The sequence below is a fragment of the Pseudomonas sp. Mn2068 genome, assembly GCF_049319725.1.
Classification (GTDB): Bacteria; Pseudomonadota; Gammaproteobacteria; order Pseudomonadales; family Pseudomonadaceae; genus Aquipseudomonas; species Aquipseudomonas gingeri.
The window spans coordinates 606,090-626,724 of the sequence record NZ_JBMOUG010000001.1; the positions used below are offsets into that span (position 1 = coordinate 606,090).

16 protein-coding genes are annotated in these 20,635 nt (G+C 64.6%); 2 read left to right on the plus strand and 14 right to left on the minus strand.

Annotated elements, in window-relative coordinates:
* Positions 1-2 precede the first annotated feature (2 nt).
* Positions 3-344 carry a hypothetical protein gene (locus ACL9RJ_RS02630; protein WP_017124154.1) on the minus strand — a complete coding sequence of 114 codons (342 nt, stop codon included), beginning with the start codon at positions 342-344 and terminating at the stop codon, positions 3-5.
* Between the two features lie 233 nt (positions 345-577).
* Between ACL9RJ_RS02630 and ACL9RJ_RS02635 the strand changes: the two genes are divergently transcribed.
* The gene (locus tag ACL9RJ_RS02635) at positions 578-1,204 is read left to right on the plus strand and encodes a TetR/AcrR family transcriptional regulator (protein ID WP_177118670.1); all 627 of its coding nucleotides are present in this window, start codon (positions 578-580) and stop codon (positions 1,202-1,204) included.
* A gap of 6 nt (positions 1,205-1,210) precedes the next feature.
* Here ACL9RJ_RS02635 and ACL9RJ_RS02640 read toward each other — a convergent pair whose 3' ends face one another.
* The 11 genes from ACL9RJ_RS02640 to ACL9RJ_RS02690 all read right to left on the minus strand — a co-directional run bounded on the left by ACL9RJ_RS02640 (position 1,211) and on the right by ACL9RJ_RS02690 (position 17,560).
* Positions 1,211-2,836: a (2,3-dihydroxybenzoyl)adenylate synthase gene (locus ACL9RJ_RS02640; RefSeq protein WP_177118669.1), complete on the minus strand. Its 1,626-nt coding sequence runs from the start codon at positions 2,834-2,836 to the stop codon at positions 1,211-1,213.
* A gap of 33 nt (positions 2,837-2,869) precedes the next feature.
* A complete protein-coding gene (locus ACL9RJ_RS02645) occupies positions 2,870-4,288 on the minus strand; it encodes an isochorismate synthase (protein ID WP_422764839.1) in 1,419 nt (472 codons plus the stop codon).
* Positions 4,285-4,608 (minus strand): isochorismate lyase, encoded by a 324-nt coding sequence (locus tag ACL9RJ_RS02650; RefSeq protein ID WP_103032844.1) that lies wholly within the window; start codon positions 4,606-4,608, stop codon positions 4,285-4,287. Before ACL9RJ_RS02650 ends, ACL9RJ_RS02645 begins: the two co-directional genes overlap by 4 nt.
* Positions 4,609-4,651: 43 nt before the next feature.
* A complete protein-coding gene (locus tag ACL9RJ_RS02655; protein WP_177118666.1) occupies positions 4,652-5,392 on the minus strand; it encodes a thioesterase II family protein in 741 nt (246 codons plus the stop codon).
* 14 nt (positions 5,393-5,406) lie between these two features.
* Positions 5,407-10,743: an amino acid adenylation domain-containing protein gene (locus tag ACL9RJ_RS02660; RefSeq protein WP_422764840.1), complete on the minus strand. Its 5,337-nt coding sequence runs from the start codon at positions 10,741-10,743 to the stop codon at positions 5,407-5,409.
* A gap of 47 nt (positions 10,744-10,790) precedes the next feature.
* Positions 10,791-12,023: an MFS transporter gene (locus ACL9RJ_RS02665; RefSeq protein WP_422764841.1), complete on the minus strand. Its 1,233-nt coding sequence runs from the start codon at positions 12,021-12,023 to the stop codon at positions 10,791-10,793.
* An 11-nt stretch (positions 12,024-12,034) separates the two neighbouring features.
* Entirely contained in the window at positions 12,035-14,206 is a 2,172-nt protein-coding gene (locus ACL9RJ_RS02670) for a TonB-dependent receptor (protein ID WP_422764842.1), read from the minus strand.
* A 189-nt stretch (positions 14,207-14,395) separates the two neighbouring features.
* A complete protein-coding gene (locus ACL9RJ_RS02675) occupies positions 14,396-15,631 on the minus strand; it encodes a chloride channel protein (protein WP_246356447.1) in 1,236 nt (411 codons plus the stop codon).
* A 282-nt stretch (positions 15,632-15,913) separates the two neighbouring features.
* Positions 15,914-16,435, minus strand: a complete 522-nt coding sequence (gene sodC / locus ACL9RJ_RS02680) for a superoxide dismutase family protein (protein WP_042934540.1) — start codon at positions 16,433-16,435, stop codon at positions 15,914-15,916.
* Between the two features lie 238 nt (positions 16,436-16,673).
* Positions 16,674-17,123, minus strand: coding sequence for a DMT family transporter (locus ACL9RJ_RS02685; RefSeq protein ID WP_042934545.1), 450 nt, complete (start codon positions 17,121-17,123; stop codon positions 16,674-16,676).
* A gap of 2 nt (positions 17,124-17,125) precedes the next feature.
* Complete coding sequence (locus ACL9RJ_RS02690) at positions 17,126-17,560, minus strand: DMT family transporter (RefSeq protein WP_042934538.1); 435 nt, start codon at positions 17,558-17,560, stop codon at positions 17,126-17,128.
* A gap of 142 nt (positions 17,561-17,702) precedes the next feature.
* Between ACL9RJ_RS02690 and ACL9RJ_RS02695 the strand changes: the two genes are divergently transcribed.
* Positions 17,703-18,662, plus strand: coding sequence for a LysR family transcriptional regulator (locus ACL9RJ_RS02695; protein ID WP_017124141.1), 960 nt, complete (start codon positions 17,703-17,705; stop codon positions 18,660-18,662).
* On the opposite strand, the gene ACL9RJ_RS02700 is transcribed toward ACL9RJ_RS02695, so the two are convergent.
* Positions 18,659-18,898 carry a DUF1652 domain-containing protein gene (locus ACL9RJ_RS02700; protein ID WP_017124140.1) on the minus strand — a complete coding sequence of 80 codons (240 nt, stop codon included), beginning with the start codon at positions 18,896-18,898 and terminating at the stop codon, positions 18,659-18,661. The two genes, ACL9RJ_RS02695 and ACL9RJ_RS02700, sit on opposite strands and share 4 nt — an antisense overlap.
* Before the next feature lie 144 nt (positions 18,899-19,042).
* The gene (locus tag ACL9RJ_RS02705; RefSeq protein ID WP_178990683.1) at positions 19,043-20,527 is read right to left on the minus strand and encodes a helix-turn-helix transcriptional regulator; all 1,485 of its coding nucleotides are present in this window, start codon (positions 20,525-20,527) and stop codon (positions 19,043-19,045) included.
* Between the last annotated feature and the right edge of the window lie 108 nt (positions 20,528-20,635).

Consider the following 20,635-nt stretch of genomic DNA (forward strand, 5'->3'; position numbering starts at 1 on the left):
CGTTACAGGCACTCCTGCGCGGCGCGTTCGAACCTTGAAGGCTCGAAGGTCGACGCCAGCAGCTGGCGCTCATAGATGAATACCTTGCCGCCGCTCGGGGCCTTGTAGGCTTCGAGTACGTTGTCTGCCGCGAACTTGCTGGCGACAACGATCTTGTAGTGCCGCTGGGTCTGCGACACGGTGGTATTGAAGGCGTTTTTCTGCAGCTTCGGCACGACGCACTCCGTGTACTGCTCCGGCGTCTTGCTGGTCTGCAGGGTCAGGGTCGGGTCGTTGGGTGCCGAAGCACACGCCGAGAGCAGCAACGAGGCCAGGGCCAGGACAGGGAGAGATAGAAAGCGCATGGGCGGATCCTGAAAAAAGACAATGTTTCGTTTTGATGAAGGCGATTGTCCGGATTTCCAGGAAAAACAGAACTTGCGATGTTCGATGGTGACTATCACCGGAACCGATAGTGTCGATGCCCTGCCGCCATCGGCCCCTGCGCAGTATTCGGTCGACGGTTTTTTCATGATGTTCAGCAAGTTGAACAAACGATCAGTGGTGACTACACTCGGGGGCTTGCCTGGAGACTCATATGTCCGAACTGCCTGTATCCGAGCTACGCCCCCACTACTCGAGCCCCGATGCCCGCGACCTGATCCTCGATGCGGCCTTGAAGATCTTTTCGGTCTCGGGTTTCGAAGGCGCCTCGATTCGCCAGGTAGCCCTGGCCGCCAAGGTTTCCCCGCCGCTGATCCATCATCACTTCAAGGACAAGGAAACCCTCTGGGAGCAGGTCGGCGAACGCGTCACCGCGGACTTCCAGGCCTGGTTCAAGGATTTGTCGCTGACGGACTGCGTGGTCGATAAACAGACGATCCCGACCCTGGTCGGTGCCTACATGGCCTACTGGAAATCCCACCCCAGCGCCCTGCGCTTCCAGTTGTGGCGGGTCATGGGCACGCAGGACCAGGAGCGTAAAAGACGCTCCGAGCAACTCAACAGCCTGTTCGTGCCGATTTTCGCCAGGGCTCGCGAGGCCGGCCATATCCGCGACGACATCCCGCCCGGCCAGGCGATGATCACCGTGGGCGGACTGATCCAGTACTGGCTGCACAGCCAGATCGAAGCCCAGGACGCCATTGCCGTGGGTGGACACAGCGTGCCGGATGACCAAGCCTTCCTGGCCTATGTCCTGAGCCTGATCATCCGTCCTGCGTGAGTCTCTTCAACCCGTCAGGTACTGCTCACGCAAGCGCTCCCTGAGCCCGCGCTTGCTGATCTTGCCCACCGCGGTGGCCGGAAACACATCGATAAAGCAGTATTGATCCGGCCATTTGAAGCTCGCCAGTCCCTGTTGCCGCAGGAAGTCGCTGATGCCCCGAGGCTCCAGCGGCTGGCGCAGGATGACAAACGCGCAGCTCTTTTCCCCGAGGAATTCGTCCGGCAGGCCGACCACCGCCGCGTCGTAGATCATCGGGTGGCTGAGCAACAGCCCCTCGACCTCGTCCACCGCAATCTTCTCCCCGCCCCGATTGATCTGCTCCTTTTCCCGCCCGCACAGGCTCAGGTAACCCTCGGCGTCATAGCGGGCCAGATCGCCGGTGCGATAGAAACCGTCGGCCCGGAACGCATGGCGATTATGTTCGGGCGCCCCATAGTAACCACGCAACGTATAGGGCCCGCGCACCAGCAGATGGCCCTTTTCACCGGCCGGCAGCGGTCGATCCTCGTCATCGACGATCAGCACTTCATCGGCCGGCGATAAAGGCCGCCCCTGGGTAGTGCAGATGCGATGCGGGGAATCATCGAGACCGGTAAAGCTCAGCAGTCCCTCGGCCATGCCAAAGACCTGCTGCAGGCGACAGCCGAATATTGGTTCGACGCGTCGGGCGACGTCCTCGGCAAAGGATGCCCCGCCGACTTGCAGCACGCGCAGGGAGTCGAGCGCGGGGGCCAGAGCCTGGGCCGCTTCGAGCCACAGCAGCACCAGGGTCGGCACCAGGGAAACGTGGGTCACGGCGTGTTCTTCGATCAGGTCGAAACAGTCGAGCGGGCCCGGATCCCGGGCAATCACCACACAGCCACCGACACTCAGGGTGCCGATAAATCCCGGTGACGCCATGGGGAAGTTGTGGGCCATGGGCAATACCGCGAGATGGCGCGAATCCGCGTCCAGGCCGCTGACCTGGGCACTGGCCCGGGCGTTGTACAGGTAGTCGTTATGCCGCCGTGGAATCAGCTTGGGGATACCCGTGGTGCCGCCGGACAGCTGGAAGCAGGCAATATCATCCGGACTCGGCTGGGGAATGTTCGCCGCGCCCTGCCCGGCCTGGATGTCCTGCCAGGATTCCTCGGGGGCTACCGCGACCACCAGTCGCAGAGAGGGCGAGCCGGTCCGGATGCGCTCGACGATCGCGAGGTTGTCGCTGTCGAGGGGATACTGCGGATGAAACCAGGCCACGGCATCGGTCAGGCCGACGAACTGGCTGATTTCCCGCTCGCCGTGGGCCGGCAAAGCCATCACCGGGACCACCCCCAGCCGGAACAGGGCAAAGACCAGCTCGACAAAGGCGGCCTGGTTGTTCAACTGGACAATCGCCACCTGTCCCGGGCGCAGGCCACGGCCCCAGAGCGCTGTCGCCAGGCGCTCCACGCCCTCGTGCAGTTGCCGGTAGCTGAGGCGGCGTTCGCCATCGATCAGGGCCAGGCGCGAGCCATGGCGGTCGGCCTGGAGTTGCAGCATCTGCCCCAGGCTCAATTCCTGCCAGTACGGCAGGCGCCGGTATTCACTGGCCAGGCCAGCAGGAGGCGCGACGCAATGCGCGCTCAGGTCACTCAGGTTGTGGTGCATGCTTGAAATCCCTTTCGATGGATTGATGTCCTGTCAGGCCTGCAGCAACGATGCCTCGACCAGGTTCTCGCTCAGGCCCGGCGCCAGGGCGTCGAGCATGGTCTTCAATTTGACGCAGGTTTCGCGGTACTCCAGCTCCGGCTCGGAACCGGCCACCAGGCCACAGCCGGCAAAGGCCCAGGCTTGCTCACCGCAGACCAGCGCCGAACGCAGGGCCACGGCAAACTCGCCATCGCCCTCGCTGTCCAGCCACCCCACCGGCGCGGCGTACCAGCCGCGATGCAGACTCTCGTGCCGACGTATCCAGCGGATCGCCGCCTGGCGGTCCAACCCGCCCACTGCCGGCGTCGGATGCAGGGCCTCGACCAGCGCGAGCAGCGGCACGCCGGGCAGCAAGCGGCCACGGATCGGTGTCATCAGGTGCTGGATGTGCGCCAGCCGATGGACAGCAGGTACCGCCGGGACGTCCAGGCTGGCGGTGAACCGGCCCAGATCGCTGCGCAGGGTTTCCACCACCAGGGCATGTTCGTGACGATCCTTGGCACTGGCCAGCAGGCGATCGTGATTGGCCCGGTCGCTTTGCGCGCAGGTTCCCCGGGGAATGCTTCCCGCCAGGGCCGTGGTGCGCAATTGCCCGGCCTGCTGGAGAACCAGGCGCTCCGGCGTGGCGCCGAGGAAACAGCTGTCGCCCCGGCGCAACGCGAACAGATAGGCCGTCGGATTGCCCTGGGCCAGTGCCTGCAACACCGCCGGCAAGCTGAATGGCGTATCGGCCTCAACCTTCACCTCCCGCGCCAGGACCACTTTGCGCAGTTCACCGGCTTCGATGGCCGCCACCGCGTCGGCAACCCGGGCTTTCCAGTGTTCGGCGGGCAGGCTTTCCTCGACGCGCGGACGTCGCCCCGGCTGCAACGGCGTGACCGTGCCGCCCTCCTCGGACTCGCGCCAATGACTCACGTCGTCCAGCAGTTGCTGGCACAGCGCCGGGCAATCGGTCTGCGCGGTGACCAGGGTGCAGAGCGTCAGGTGCTCTCCCTGCCGGCTCAGGCGCGGCAGGACAAAGGCACCTTCGGCAAATGCCTGCCATTGCTGGGAACACGGGTTTTCCCGGTCGAAGGTACGCCCGCCGAACAGCCGTGGTCGTTGCGTTCCAACCATCACCGCCCCGGCGATCCAGTGTTGCCAGGTCTCTTGCAGTTCCACCAGCGACTGGCCGGAGTGCAGCTCCAGTTCCAGGGCGCTGCCGACGCCAACGGTCGCCGGCCCCGACTCGGCAAACTGCCAGAGCACGACCTGATCGAAGCCCTGGGCCGCGGCGAACGCGCGCAGGCCGTCGCACGGCAGCCAGGCGCAACTGAAACAGGCCAGCACCGCTGGCTCGCCATGAATCGCGCGTTGCCGGGCCAGTTCCAGGCAATCGAGCAACGCGCCACGATCGATGAGCGGGTTCATGCTTGCACCCGTTCAGGGTAAGTGGCGCGCCAGTGCTGGATCTGCTGCTGGATATTCCAGTGAATCACCTGCTCGTAGAGTTTTTCGATAAAGGCCACTTCCAGGCCCGCCGCCGCCGCCCATTCACGACGCTCGGCGAGCATCGCCGTGACCCGCTCCGGGGCCGGGATACTCTGTTCATCCGGCTTGAAACGCGCTGCCGCCTTCACGTAGCGCAGCCGTTGCTGGAGGATTTCGAGGAGCTGGCGGTCGAGCGAGTCGATACCGCCGCGGATGTCATTCAGGTTCTGGCAGGCTTCAGGTGCTTTAACAGTCGGCATGATGTTGATCTCTGTTGAAGATGAGCGTTGCATGAAGTGGGGTTCAGGCGCTGATCGGGCCGACCGGCCCGGCCAGGAGCGGCGCCAGGCTGGCGGCAAATGCGCCAGGCTGTTGCAGCAGGTGGAAATGCCCGCCGGGCTGTTGCCGGAGTTCGTCGATGCTCGTCCAGTCCTGCCATCGCTGCAGGTCGGCCAGCGGCACGTGCTGGTCGTCCTGTCCGTGCCACAGGCTGACGGCACACGTCAGGGGGGTCGCCGGGCGGGCGTGGTAGGTCTCGGCCAGGGCGAAGTCGGCGCGCAGGATCGGCAGGAACAGCTCCCGTGCCTCGACATCACGCAGCAGTCGCGGGTCAATGCCGCCCAGCTCCAGCAGTGCCGAGACAAAATCCTCGTCCGAACAACCGGCCAGCGGTCGATGGGCGGCCCGGTGCGGTGCGCGCACCGACGACAGCAGCAAGCGTGCCGGCGGACGGCCCTGCGCACAGAGCAGTCCAGCCAGCGCATGGGCGACGAAGCCACCCATGCTGTGCCCCAGCAATACCAGTGCCTGGTCACGGGGAATGGCCGTCAGCGCCTCTTCGGCCAGGTCGGCGATCGCCGTCGGCAGAGGCTCGGACATCCGTCGCCCACGCCCGGGATAAAGCATCGCGCAGACCTGCACACGCGGCCCCAGATGCTCGGCCAATGGCCGGTAGGCCGCCGGCTGTCCACCGGCGTGGGGAAAAATCAGCAGATGCACGGGGCTGAGCGACTGGCCGCCCAGCGCTTCGAAAGTCAGACTCATGAGGTTTCTCCGGATCAGTCGCGTGACAGTGCGAGCAACGTCTCACCGATGACGGCCAGTGACTCCGGGTCGCTCAACAACTCCCAGTGCAATGTCCACAGCACCTGTGGCCTCGGCGCCTGGTCCAGCAGCACCTGCCAGTCCCGCAGCGGTTCCGCCCAGCACTGCGGACTGGCCGCGCTTTGCAGGATGTGCACGGGGGCGGCCAGACGCGGAGCCTGATAACGCCCCAGGCCGGCGTGCAGCGTGCGACAGCGCTGCACCAGGCTGTCGAATGCTGGCGGCTCGAGGCCCGGGGGAATCCGCCCGGCCTGGCGCGCCTGCTGGTACAACGCCTGCTCGGGCATCGGTGCCAGGCCGAAGAAACGCGCCGGCTGCACCTCGCCATCCTCCTCGAAACAGCTTCCGGACAGTGGATCGAGCAACATCAGCCCGGCCACCGGTTGACCGCCGCGCTCCATCTCCGCCGCCAGCGCCGTGGCCAGCTTCGCCGCCACCGACCAACCCAGCAGCAGGAACGGCCCGGGCAGTGCCTTGAGCGTCTCGATGAAATCGCGCAGCGCCATGGGCAAGTCACTGCCGCAACGGCCGCCAGGGTCCCGCAGGCCGACCAGGGTCAGTTGCCCGTCCAGGCGCCCGGCCAGTTGGCGGTAGGCCTCGCACTCGCCATCGGCGGTGGGCAGGCAGACCACATTGACGCCACCCACCGGGCGATTGAGCATCACCAGCGGCTGTTCACCCCGGGGCTGCCCCAGCACGGCGACAAAATCCTGCAGTTGCGGGTGCTGGAACAGATCCCGCAGATGAACCGCACAGCCCAGTTGCTGACGCAAGGACGCCATCAGGCGCGTGGCCAGCAGGCTGTCGCCGCCCAGGGCAAAGAAATCGCAGCGACGCCCCACCCGCTCGCGCTTGAGCAACTGCGCCCAAAGATCGGCCACCTGGGTTTCCAGTCCGGGCCGGGGCGGCTCGTAGTCGCGGGCATCGCTCTTCTCTCCGAGCATCAGGCCGGGCAAGCGTCCACGGTCGACCTTGCCATTGCCGCTCAACGGCAGGCGCCGCAGGGTGACCCAGTGCCCCGGCAACATGTAGTCGGGCAAGTGTCGCGCCAGTTGCCGGCGCAGCCGCTCGCTATCGAGCTGGCCGCTCGGCTCGAGGTTCTGGGCCAGCAACACATGCTGGGCAATCACGGCCGCCGCGCTGCCCGCCTCGGGGAACACCTGCCGGCGGGCGAACCCGCTGCCCTGCAACTCGGCGTCCCATTGCGGCAATGACAGGAACGGCAGATTGTTTTCGACACGCCAGTCGTCGTAGTCACTCATGCCTTCGATAAAACCGATGCTGACCATCTGCAGGCGACAGTTACGCGTCGCTTCGATCACCAGCAACTGCCCGCCGGGCCGCAGGATCTGGCGCAACGACGCCAGGGTGTTGGCCAGGTTGCGCGCATCGTGCAAGACATTGACCGCGACGATCAGGTCCTGGGAGCCCAGGCGCACGCCCTGGGGCTCGGGCTCGTCGTTGATATCGAAGTGGGCGTAATCGATGAAATCCCACCGTGCGAAGCGTTGCCGGGCACGTTCGAGGAAGAAGTCCGACAGATCGGTAAAGCGGTAACGCACATCGTGACCTTCCAGGGCCGCGAACAACGACTCGCTGGTGCCGCCGGTACCGGCGCCGACTTCGAGGATATTCAGGGTGCAAGTGCTGTTGGCCGCCAGGTGCGCCACCAGTTGCGCGGCAATCCGGTTGAGGAAGGCATTGACCGGATTGAATCGGTAGATACCTTCAGCGACCTGGGTGGAGCCGTCCGGGAAGTAGATTTCCAGCGGATCGAGGGTCCCGCGAAACAGCGCCAGGTGGCCGTCGATGCTGCGGCGGATGTAGGCCAGTACCTGCTCCGCATGGTCGCCGAGCATGGCGATATCGGCGAGGTCGGCCCAGGCTGACTCGAACGCTTGCGCGCCCAACGCCCGCCGCGCGGTGTAGGCCCCCTCTCCAGCCGGTTGCAGAAAACCGTCGGCGGCCAGGGTTTCCAACCATTGCCCCAGCAGCTTGGCATAACGCGGCAAGGCCTGCAGGCGTTCCTGGATGACCGCACGACTGTGGGTCATGCCTTCTTCGGTGAACAGTCCGGCTTCGGCCAGGGTCCTGGCCATGCCAAGCGCGGCCAGTTGTTCGATGTCATGCCAGAAGGCATTGAAGCGTTGCAGGTCAAGCTCGGCCAACGCCTCGACGACTTCGCCCTGACCGGCCTCGACAGTGGCGTGCCAACGGCTGTCGATATCCGCGGGCACTTCCCGCAGGCAGCCGACAGAATCCTGGCCCTCCCGCAGCAACGCCTGGTCCAGGGTCACGTAAGCCACCAGCTGACGACTGCCGGCGCTGTCTTCCTGGACATCCACCGCGCTGCCACGAATACCGGGCTGGCGGGCGAGTACCGACTCGATCTCGCCCAACTCGATACGGTGACCCTTGATCTTGACCTGGAAGTCCTTGCGCCCGAGAAACTCCAGGCGGGCACCCGCGGTGTAACGCGCCAGGTCACCGGTGCGATAGAAACGCGCACCGCCCTGCGGGTCGCGACTGAATTGCAGTGCCGTGCGCTCGGGGTTGTTCCAGTAGCCCTGGGCCACGCCGACACCGCCGATATACAGGTCGCCCTTGACGCCCTCCGGGCAGTCACGCCCCTGGCTGTCGAGCACCCGGTAATACTGATTGGTCAGGGGATAGCCGTAGGGGATCGAGGCCCAGCACGGGTCCACCTGTCGAACTTCAAACCAGTTGGACCAGATCGACGCCTCGGTGGCACCGCCCAGCGCCACCAGGGTCAGTTGCGGGCCGCAGGCACTGGCCCGGGCCGGCAGATCCAGGGGCACCCAGTCGCCGGACAGCAAGGCCAGGCGCAGAGCGGCCGGCAAGCGCTCGCCCTGCCCCTGCAATTCGGTCAGCAGCATGTCGAACAAGGCCGGCACCGAGTTCCACAGGGTCACGCCATGGCGTTGCAGGCTGGCGATCCAGTGGCGGGGTTCGCGCAGGCTGTCGGCCGCGGGCAGCACCAGGGCGGCCCCCGCCGCCAGGGCCCCGAAAATGTCGTAGACCGACAGGTCGAAGCTCAGGGAGGACAGGCAGAAGATCCGATCACGGGACTCGACCTGCCAGCGGCGGTTGATGTCCAGCACGGTATTCAAGGCCCCGCGATGATCGATCATCACCCCCTTGGGCTGGCCGGTGGAACCCGAGGTATAGATGATATAGGCCAGTTCTTCGTCGCGGCCCAGGCCCACCTCGGGCGACAACCCGGCGGCTGCGCGGGTCGACAGGTCCACCGCGAGGGTCGGGAACGGCCAGTCGCGCTCAGGGCCATTGCGCTCGATCAGCACGGCACGGGCGGAACAGTCCTGGTAGATCAGGCGTAGCCGCTCCAGCGGGCCATCGGCCGCCACTGGCACATACACGCCACCGGCCAGCAGGACCGCCAGGGTCGCGGCGATCTGTGCCGGCCCCTTGTCCAGGCAGACCATGACCCGGTCCCCGGCCACCACCCCGGCCGCCACCAGATGACTGGCGATGTGCGAGGCCACTTCGAACAGTTCAGCGTGGCTCAGGCACACCGAATCGCCGAGCAGCGCCGGCGCTTCTGGCGTATCCCTCACCCAGTGCAGCCAGGGCTGGTACAGCACGCCCCGCGGTACTTCGGCGGTGGTGGCGTTGACCTGCTCGCGCTCGAGCAACTGGCGCGGCGGCAACGGCAAGGGCAACGGTTGCTCCCAGTCCTGCGCGCACAGCCATTCGATGGCCTGGCGATAACAGGCGAACATCTCGTCCAGCAGCCCTTCGGGAAACAGTTCGTCGACCGCGTCCCAGTTCAGCATCAGGCCGTCCGCCAGCGGGTAGGTCTGGTGATCGAGCCACACTTGCGGCGTCTGCGAGACCGACCAGCCGAGGTCGCCCAGTTCCTCGCGAAACAGCGGCGCCGGCATCGGTTTGTCCAGGTTGCAGGCGAAGACCACGGGAGCACTGCGCCGGGTTTCATGGGCCATTTCCCGCAGGACTTCCAGCCCGGACCAGGCGTTGTGCTGCAAGTCGCTGTGCAGTTGCCGTTGCAGGCGGCGAGCCTGTTCGACAAAACCCAGTGGCTGGCTGACATCCACTTCCAGCAGGGTCAGGTTGGTGAAGTCGGCGATCATGTGCGCCACATCCGGCGCCTGCTCCTGGCGATCGAACAACGGCAGGTTCAGGACAAAATGGCCGTCGCCGCTCCAGCGACCCAGGACCTGGGCGAAAGCACTGGCCAGGACGCTGGCAACGGTGAGGCCGGCCTCGCGGCTTTGCCGTTGCAGCTTGGCCAGGGAGGCGTTATCCAGGGTAAAGGCGCGACGCACGAAGCGCGTCCGCGTCAACTGTTCCGGCTGGCGGGCCAGGGGCAGCGCGGGACCGCCCGGCAGATCGGCGATGCGCTGGCGCCAGTAGTCCCGTGACGAAGCCAGGGCCGCGGCACGCTGTTGCTCATCGACCTTCAGGTAGTCGGCAAAACCGGTATGCAGCGTCGGCAGTGCCTCGCCGCGACCGACGTAGAACATCGCCAGGTCGTGGAGGAAAATCTCGAAACTCAGGACATCGGCGACCAGCAGGTCGAGGTTCAGGTGAATACGACTGCGCCCTTCGCCCCACAGGCTCAGTTGCAGGTCACAGACCTCGCCCTCCTCGACTCGCAACCGACGGTGCGACAGGCGCTCACGCAGGGCGTGCAGGCCTTGCGCGGTGGTTGCCTGATCAGCGTCACGCCAATCATGCCGGACCAACCCGGCCCAGGGACTGCGAGGCAAGACCTGCTGTTCGCCGCTGGCCAGGAAGCGGGCCCGCAGCATCGGGTGGCGCTGCAACAGCTGGAACATCGCTTGTTCCAGGCGCTGGGCATCGACTCCGCAACCGTCGAACTCCGCATACAGGTGGCAACCCACGCCGCCGAGGCTCTGGTCATCCTGGCGACCGATCCAGTACGCCTGTTGTACCGGCGTCAGGCCAAAGGCCGCGCCAGGCTCTGCCTTTGCCACCGAAGCCAAGGGTGCGCGTGGCTTGCCCGGTTTTGCTTGCGCGGCCCAGGCCTCAAGGGTCGGTTGTTCGAGCAGGCGGCCCAATCCCGGCAACTTGATGCCCCTGGAGGCCATCCGGGTCTGCAGGCGCATCAGCTTGATCGACTCGAGACCGTATTCGATCAGCGAGCGTTGCGGGTCCAGGTCCTCGACACCGAGGTCGAGCAGCCCGGCCACTTCCTGGCTCAGTTGCTCGAATAATGACGTCGCGCCATCGGCATCGACGGATGGGAACTCTCGCTTGGCATATGTCACTTTGAAACCTCCTGTTATCAAGTCAGTCAAGTGCCGTTGAATAGCGTTCAGCTGCCGTCGGGGGGCTCCCGCAAGGTGCGACCCAGCACGCTCACGGCCAGCGGCAATGCCAGCAGGCCGAGGCCATAGAACACCGGCCAGCCCAGGCGGGTCAGGCCTTGCATCAGTGTCATCAGGACGATCAGCGCGATCAGGCGGCTGATGCCGTAGAGCGCGGCATAGTCGGTGGCGGCCTGGCGGCTGTTGGCCCAGCCGAGGATCACCGCGCAGATCACCACGTACAGGCCGCTGACCCCGAGGTTGATGCTGATGGCTCCCAGCAAGGCGACTTCATGCCAGCCTTGCCAGGACCCCAGCAACAGCAGGACCACGGCCAGCATGCCGAGGACGCAGAACGTCGCGAGGCTGGTACGGGTGCCCAATTGCCGCAGCATCCACGGCGCCAGCACGGCGGCGAGCAGGCCGCACAGCGGCGCCAGCAACCCGACCACCGAGCCTACGGTTTCCAGGGGCACGCCCAGGTCGATCAGCATCACGCGGTTGAGGCTGAACAGGCTGATCAATACGCTCGACACCAGCGACAGCAGCAACAGGCGTCGGCGCATCATCGGCTGCGCAAGGGCGCGCAGCAGGCTGGCGGAAGGTTCGGACTGATGCCCCTGGCTGGCGGTGGGACGCCAGCGCAGTATCGGCAAGGTGGTCAGCACCAGCAGTCCGGCCACGGCGAGAAAAATGCTCTGCCAGCCCAGACGCTCGAAGAGCATCACGAATACCCCGCCGCCGGTCATCGCACCGATGCTCAACGCACCGACCTTCATCGCCCCGGCCAGGGCCCGGCTATGGGCCGGCGTGGTTTCGGTCACCAGGGCGTCGAGGGCCAGGTCCATGGTCGCGGCGGCAAAGGCCACCACCAGGCCAACGGCGAGCAACGCCACCGGCGGCAGATGTTCGCCGACGCCGATCACCACCACGGCGATGATCGCCAGCCCCTGCATGGTCAGGATCCAGCCGGTACGGTGCTCATGCCAGGGCCAGCGCCAGCGATCCACCCAGGGGGCCCAGAGAAAGGTCATGCCAAAGGGCAACAGCAGCAGGAACAGCCAGCCCATCCGTCCCAGGTCCAGCCCCTGGGCCCGCAGCAAGGGAGGCAGGCCGCCCTGGACGAGGCCGAAGAGAATGCCGAAGGCCAGGTACAACAAGCCGATTCGCGGCAGCAGGCGCCAGTACTCGCGATGACCAGCCAGCTTGCCGACCACCACGGGGGTGAGTTCTTCAGACATCGTCATTGCCCTCAGAAATTCGCCGTCAGGCCGACGCCGACGGTTCGTCCGGTGCCGATCTTCACCGCCTGGACGGTCGGGCTGTAGTAGGCCCCCATGGCTTCGTAGCGGCGGTCGAACAGGTTGTTGCCGAACAGATAGACGCCGTAGTCCTTGTTCTGCCAGCCGACGCGGGCATTGGTCAGGTCGTAGGAGCCGAGGTAGAAGGAGTTGGCGACGTCCGCCGCGCGCTTGTCGAGGTAGTGATAGTCCACGCTGCCATAGAGTTCGCCGCTCAGCGGTACACCCCATTGTTCGGCCGGCACCCGGTAGTCGAGACCCAGGTTGGCCGAATATTCCGGCACATTGGGCACCTGGTTGCCGCTCGTGGCGCCACGGGTCAATGCCGTGACCGAGGCCTGGACGTCCTTCAGTTCGGCGTGGGTATAACCGGCGCCGGCATTCACGCTCAGACGCTCGGTCAGCTTGAGCCTGGCCTCCAGTTCGGCACCCGCCGAGTCATAGTCCACGGTCACCGGTTGGTAGTTGACGCCGTTGTAGACGTACAGATGGCCGTCCTTGACGTCGTTGTAGAACAACGCGCCGTTGACCGACAGCCGATCCTCCCACCACAGGCTCTTGAACCCCAGCTCGTAGGTCCAGCTTTTCGATGCCTCGAAGGACTGCTCGTCGCGGCCAAAGGGGATGTTCGAGGAATTCCAGGAATAATCCGCGCCCACCACGCCGCGACCGACGCTGACATAGGTCATGAAACTGTCGGACCAGTCGTAACTGAGGCTGCCACGGCCGGTCAGGAAGTTATCCGACATCGAGGCATTCTGGCGGTACTGGCTGACGGTACCCAGGTCGCCGCCGCTGTAGCGATAGGAGGCCTCTTTGCCCTCGTGGGTGCCGCGCAGGCCGAGGGTCGCCTTGAGACGCTCGGTCAGCGGCACCGTCGCCTCGCCGAACAGCGAATAGCTGTCGGTGCTGAAGTCGTTTTTCTGCTGGCCGCTGAACACGGCGAAACGCGGCTGGGTAAAGGCTTCGCCGTCGGTATGGGCGGTGAATTGCGAATGCCAGAGGTTGACCCCGGTCACCCACTGCACATAGCTGTCTTCCAGCGAAGCGAGGCGGAATTCCTGCAGGTAGGCGATATCGCGCAAGGTGCCGCGGTAACGATCGGTGTCGCCGTTGAAGGCCGCTTGCGGGAGACCGGTCAGCGCCGAATACAGCACGCTGTCGACCATGTCCATGCGCTGGCGGAAAGTCGAATACTGGATGCTCGACAATGACGTCAACTGTGCCCAGTCCAGATCGTGGGTCACCCGCAGATTGACCGCCGAGCTTTCCCGGCTGAAGTCATTGCGCGGATTCAGGCCGCTGTCCGGCGTACGTCCGCTGCGCAGGATGAAACGCGGGGCGTCATCGTCGTTCTGATTGTAGGAAAAGGTCAGCAATGCGCGCGTGTCGTCGTTGGGCACGAACAGCAGCGAACCACGCAGGGCACTGATCTGGCTCGCCCCATCCTTGCCGCCGGACGCGCGATTGGCGATGTCGCCGCCCTGCTCGCTGTAGCGCATCGCCAGGCGGCCGGCAACGTTATCGCTCAAGGCCTCGTTACTGATCAGTTCGCCCAGGGTGTACCCGCGACTGCCACCTTCGACCCGAACCGACCCCTCGTGCTCGAAGGACGGGCGATTGGGTACCACGTTGATCGCGCCACCCTGGGTATTGCGCCCGTACAGGGTGCCTTGCGGACCGCGCAATACCTCGACCCGTTCGATATCGAGCAGGGCCGGCGGCACGCCATAGGCGGATACTGGCACTTCGTCGACGTTGAACACGATGGAGGTGTCATCGGCCGACAACGGCGAAAACGAGCCGACCCCACGGATATTGCCGGAGTTGCTGTACTGGCCGCCGGACTCCATGTAGTTGAAGTTGGGCACCTGCCGCGCCAGATCGGCATTGCTCGACGCCGGGGCGATGCTCCTGGCCTGTTCCGGCGTGATCACGCTCATGCTGACCGGGACCTGCTGCTCGGTTTCCTCGCGCTTGCGGGCGGTCACGGTGATGCTTTGCAATTCCAGGGTGGCTTGCGGGGTCTCCTCGGCCATCGCCGACGACCCGCCCAGGCCCGGGCTCAAGATGGCGCCATAGACCAGGCCCAGAGCGGTTCTACCCTTTAACGACTGCCACATTGCACCGCTTCCTCCCTGAATCGTTGATCGTGATTTTTACGAATAAGATGCAATACTATTTACAGGCTGAACGAATAGTCAATACGCTGAACATATAAATAATACCGATTGCAAACAACACCCGTGCAGCACGAGGTGTGCACGTCCGTCAGGTCGTGGCCGGGAATAAAGGGGCGGGATGAAGGCCTGTCAGCGTTTCGGCTGGCCGAGGAGCTCGCACAGGCGGCTCATGCACACCGAGCCGACCACCGCGAGAATGATCGGCACCAGGAAGTCATGGTCGATGCGGGTGAATTCGGCCACCAGCACAATGGCGGTGAGCGGCATGCTCATGGACGCGGCAAGGAACGCCGCTGCCCCGACGATGGCGAAGGCCCCCAGCGGAATTCCGGGCCAGGCCAGGCTCCACAAGCCGCCGAGAATGATCGCCAGCAGTGCGCCGATAGCCAGTCCGGGGGTGAGCAGGCCGCCTTCGGCACCGGCCCGCAGGCTGCTGCTGGTGATCAGCACCTTGACCACCAGCAACAGCGCAGCCAGCCCTATCGTCAACTCACTGTCGAAGCCCAGCTGTGCCGGACCCTTGCCGTTACCGAGCACCTGGGGCAGATAGATCGCGATACAGCCGATCAGGGTGAAGTTGATCAACGACAGTACCGGCAAGCGCCAACCACGGGCCGCCGTCGCCCGTGCCCGCCCGGTCAGGCGCACGAAACCGTGGGCGGCGAGGCCGAGCAACGGCCCGGCGATCAGCGACCAGGCCAGCAATCCCGGGGTCAGCGGCAACGCCGGTACCACGTACTGCGCCTGTGCGCCGAGGCCGATCCAGGCGACACCGGCGCCGATCGCCGAGGTCGCCAGGGCCATGATCGCCGCCGGCCAGCTGAAGCTTGCGAGCAGCACTTCAAGAACGAAGACCGCCCCACCCAGCGGCACGTTGTACACCGCTGCCAGCCCGGCTCCGGCACCACAGGCGATCATCAGCCGGTGGCTATCGGCCGGCAGCCGGGCCTTGCGCGATAGCCAGGCCCCCACCAGCGCACCAACTTCCCGGGGCGCGACCTCCCGCCCCAGGGGCGAGCCCAGGGCCACGGTGATGATTTGCAGAAGCGCGTGGGCCAGCGTGGTTTTTACCGGCATGTCCGGTGCGGCCGGTGCAACCGCCCGCTTGATGCTCACCAGGGGGCGACCGAAACGATAGACCGCCCACCAGCCCAGGCCGGCGACCAGCCCGCAAAGCGCCAGTACCAGCACCCGTCGCTCGGGGGAGGCGCTGCTCACGCCGATCAGGAAGGTTTCATGGCTGGTCAGGCTGTCCTGGCCATAGCCATACGCCATGTGCTGGATCCCGTGCAGCAACATCGCCAGCAGCATGCCGCCCAGGCCGGCGCCGATCCCCGTGAGGACCACCACGCAACCGAGGGTCATGAGCTGGCGTGTTCTTGAGAGCGGTTGCAGCGCCAGGGTGTGGTCCGGCAAGGCCATTCGAAACTCCGCGTAGTCAGGCGCGCAAGAGCCGGATGGCCGCAAGACGCTCGCCCGTGAGTATGTAACCTGGGCGCTGGTCTGCAAATCCCGCGCACCTTTTGCGTCAGGCGCGGTTCAGGAAAGAGGAAAAACGTCACTGCAAACGGACAATGGAGGGCTCTGTCGAGATTGTTTCCGCAAAAGATCGATCGTTCCCACGCAGAGCATGGGAACGATCAGCCGTCAGATGACACCGCAAGCCATGCGCGCACCGCCACCGCCCAGGGGCATCGGCATATCCATGTGGTTGTCGCCGCCTTCATGGAACATCAGGGCGTGGCCCTTGATCTGCGAGATCTTCTGCAGGCGCGGCGCCAGGACCGGATAGTTCGCGACCCCCTCGGCAGTCACGTACAACGCCGGCAGATCGCCCAGGTGCCCCTTGCCGTACGGCCCCAGGTGCTTGCCGGTCTTTTCCGGATCGAAATGACCGCCGGCAGCCAGCCCGGCGACCTTGACGCCGTCCTTCACTCCGGCCTCGCAACTGCCGTTTTCATGCACGTGGAAGCCATGGATACCGGCCGGCAGGCCCTTGAGGTTGGGGGTGAACAGCAGGCCGTATTCGGTCTCGCTGATGGTGACACTGCCAATGGCCACCGGGGCCTTGTCGGCACTCACCAGGTTCATCGGTACTTCAAGGGTAGCGGCCTGGGCATAGTTGAACGCAAGTGCACCTGCAAGGGCCAACCAACGATATGACTTCATACATGCTCCGAATTATCCAGGGGACAGTATCTATATACTGGGGCGGTAACTTGCCTGTCGTGCGCCAATTGCGCCCGACACCAAGGGTTACTGCGCTGGCATACTAATACGGCGAAACTATCGGAGTGATTGAAAATAGCCATGAAACTCATAGTTATTTTCCGTCGAATAAAAGTCAGGCGACAGGTGTTATATATCTCCAGGGGTATTATCAGGCACTCGGAAAGTTGCTGATTATCTAGGCCGCCCGATTACTTCGATACATGAAGAACAATGCCAGTGCCAGGCACAACATCGCCAGGATCCGTCCGCTGGACAACTCGATGGCCGGGTTGCCCAGCCAGCCGAAGTTGTCGATCAGCATGCCCATGCCCAACTGCCCGACAATCACCGCCACGGTGGCCACCGCCGTACCGACCCGGGGCACCGCACCGACCATCACCATCATGTACACCACTCCGAACAGCGCGCCGGCCAGTTGCCACTTGGGCACTTGCAACAGGCTCATGGGTTGTTCCGGCTCGAAGAACAGAATCAACAGCCCGGTGACGACCGCCCCGACCACAAAGGTCAGCAAGCTGCTGCGCAAGACTCCGACCGCCTGCCCCAGGCGCCCGTTGATCGCCGCCTGGATACTCAACACCGCGCCGGCCACCACGACCAGCACCAACAGAAATACCTGACTCATCATCAACCTCGCGCAATCAGTACAAGAGCCGCCACGATCAGCAGCAGGGCCATCCAGCGTTCGATATTGACCCGCTTGCGCGGGGTGCCGAACCAGCCGAAATGGTCGATCAGCACGCTTTTGCCGACCTGGCCGGAAAGAATCGCGATCATCGTCATGGCAATGCCGATATAGGGAGTGGCCAGGGTCAGCACCACCACGTACAGCGGGCCGAGAAAGCCGCCGAGCAGTTGCCAGCGCGGCAGATGCGCCAGCGCCGGGCCCTGTTGCGGGCCGCTGAACAGCAACAGCAGGAACAGGATCGCGCTGCCGACACCGAAAATGCTCAGGGTCGCCCAGAGATGGCCGACCTGCTGCCCGAGGGGACCAAGCAACCCGGCCTCCACCGACAAGCCCATGCCGGCGAGGATCACCAGCGGAAGAAGTAACAGTCTCATGTGGATCTACACCTTTCGTTCATAAACACGGCGCCAGGCGACATGCCGGTCCGATGCGGTGCAGTATGGGTTGATCATTCGTTGCGTAAAATGGGAGCATGAACAAAGTACTTTTGCGAAAACCGCACAGCACGGAGTGACTATGCAAGGCTTCAACGAATTGGGTTTCAAGGCCCTGCGCCTGTTCGTGGCGGTACTCGACCAGGGCAGTTTTTCCGAGGTCGCCCGGCGCGAGGGCATCGCCCCCTCCTCCGTCTCCCGGCAGATCCAGCTGATGGAGCAGGCGCTGCACCAGCAACTGCTCTACCGCCATACCCGCGCCGTGACGGCCACCGACGCCGGGCGGCTGCTGGCCCATCACGCCCGGCGGGTACTAGACCAGCTGGAGGAAGCCGAGCAAGCCCTGCAGGAGCAGGACAGCGAGCCCAGCGGACTGGTACGGATCAATGCCCCGGTGGTGTTCGGCCAACGTCATCTGTCGCCCTGGCTCGGGCAGTTGTGCGAGCGTTATCCGAAACTGGAACTCGACCTGCAGCAGACCGACAGCTATGTCGATCCCTTGCAGGCCGGTGCCGACCTGTTGTTTCGCGTCGGTGTGATGAACGATTCGAGCATGCAGGCGCGGATCCTGGCCCCCCAACACTACCGCCTGGCCGCGAGCCCGGCGTACCTGGCGCGGCACGGCACGCCCCGGCATCCCGATGAGCTCGCCGGTCATCATTGCCTGGTCTACAAGGGCGACCATGGCCTGCAGCGCTGGTTCTTCCGCCAGGGGACGGACAACTGGACGCCCTATTCGGTCAAGGGCCGCCTCACCGGCAACCACGCCGAGACCCTGACCGAAGCCGCCGAACTGGGCATGGGCCTGGTGATGTTCCCTTCCTGGCTGATCGGCGAAGCCCTGCACAAGGGCACGCTGCTGCAGGTCATGGGCGACTTCCAGGTGGCCACCAGCCTTGAACAGCAACAGATCGCGGCGCTCTGGCCGGGCAGCCGGCGCCTGTCATTGAAGGTACGGACGGTGATCGATTTCTTTGTCGAGCGATTCGGACCAACGCCCTATTGGGATCAGCCACCTGTTGCCACGGGCCAGCGGTCCTAGCCGGGATTTGCCGCAGAGCGGGACAAGGCGTTGCACGCCAGTTCATCGCGCAGCTCGTCAATCAGGCGCAATACGTCTTCGCGCTGTTGCAGATCGCTGAGGGCAATGCCCGCCACCATCAGGTCGACCCGACCGGTTTCGCGGTCATAGACCCGGACGCTCAGCGAGGCGTCATCCAGCACGCACTCACAGGCCAGGGGCGCAAAGCCCCTTTCGATCAGAGCGCGTAGATCCATCAGAGAAAACACCGGCGATGTCCTGTACCAGGGTTGGCTGCGAAGCGGGCGACCCGCGCACTTCGTCAGGACACCATGCTAGGAACACCGGGGCGCCGGAATAAACCCGAATATGCACTGGTGGCACTGGTGCATTTGCACCCCTCAGCCCTTCGACCGGTTGACGAACAGTCCACGCTCGCGAGCCCAGACAATCGCCTCGCTGCGGCTGTGCACGGCAAGCTTGGAATACACCGTCGCCACATGATTGCGCACGGTATTGGGCGCCAGTTTCAGGCGCGCGGCGATTTCCTTGTCGGCCAGGCCTTCGCAGATCAGTTCCAGCACATCGCGCTCGCGGGGCGTGAGGTCGGTAAAGGCAACACCCGGCAGGTTCGGCAGGCTGACGTTCTTGACCGTCGCCAGCTTCTCGATCAGTTTCTGGCTGAACCAGGACGCATCCTGCATCGCCGCCTCGATGGCCGCCACCAGCTCCAGTTCGGAGCGCTTGCGCTCGGTGATATTCATCAGCACCAGCAGATAGCACGGCACGTCCTGGATCAGCACGCTGTCGGCAGACAGGGCGCAATCGATCAGTTCATGGTCCTTGCGGCGGATCTTCAGGTCGAGGTTCTCCAGGGTGCCGGCTGACGCCAGGGCGGCAAATACCCGCTCACAGACCTTGTCGTCCTCGAAAAACCCGGCCTCTTCGACTGTCTGCCCCAACAGCTCCGGGGCCAGGTAGCCACAGGTGTTGAGGAAGGCCTCGTTGACGTCCAGCAGTTGCCGGCTGGCGGCGACACAGACCAGGGTCGGCACCGGTGTCAGGCGAAACGCCTTGGCAAAGCGCTCTTCGCTCTGGCGCAGGGCGATTTCGATCTTGCGCCGCGGCTCCAGGTCCATGAAGGAGAACAGCATGCAGTCCTGCTCGTTGATATCCAGCGGCTGGCCGGCGACGATCACCAGCTTGCTGCCGCCCTCCGCCAGCTTCAATTCGGCCTGCATCTGCGGGATGGTCGCGCCCTCCCCCAGCCGCTGGATCGCCAGTTCGCGGCGCTCGGCATTCTCGAGAACATCCAGCTCGTAGACCGAACGCCCGATCACCTGTTCGCGGGTATAGCCGGTCATCTCGAGGAAACCCTGGTTGACCTTGATATAGCGCAGGTCGCTGAGACGGCAGATCACCGCCGGCGCCGGGTTGGCGCCGAAAGCCTTTTCGAAGCGCTGCTCGGCGCTGGCCAGTTCGGTCGCGTCACTGATGATCAGCACCAGGGATTCCGGTTCGCCATTGCGATCGGTGAGGATCATGCTGCGGATGTCATGGACCCAGGTGCGCTCCGGATCGGCCTTGGGCGTCACTTCGACCAGCACATCGCTGAAGGTCTCGCCGTTGGCAACCCGGGCAATGGGATAGCTGTCGGCGTCCAGGGAATGGTGGTTGCGGTAACGCAGGGCGAAGCGTTCGCGGTACTGCGCGGCATTCGCCCCCAGCTCGCCGACTTCATTGACGCCGTGCATGGCCAGGGCGGCCTCATTGGCCCAGAGAATGCTCTGGTCGACCTCGATCAGGATCACCCCGTCGGACAGCCCGGCGATGATCTGCTGCAGTTGGCGGCGGTTGGTTTCGGTGGCGAGGACAGCCTGGCTCATCGTTTCTCCCGAGGTCTTTGACGGCGTGGCGGCCGGAGGTTTATCCGGCCAATGCGACATCTGACCCCGGGCGTTTGCGCAAGTGCAGTCGAAGGCCGATCGTTCCCG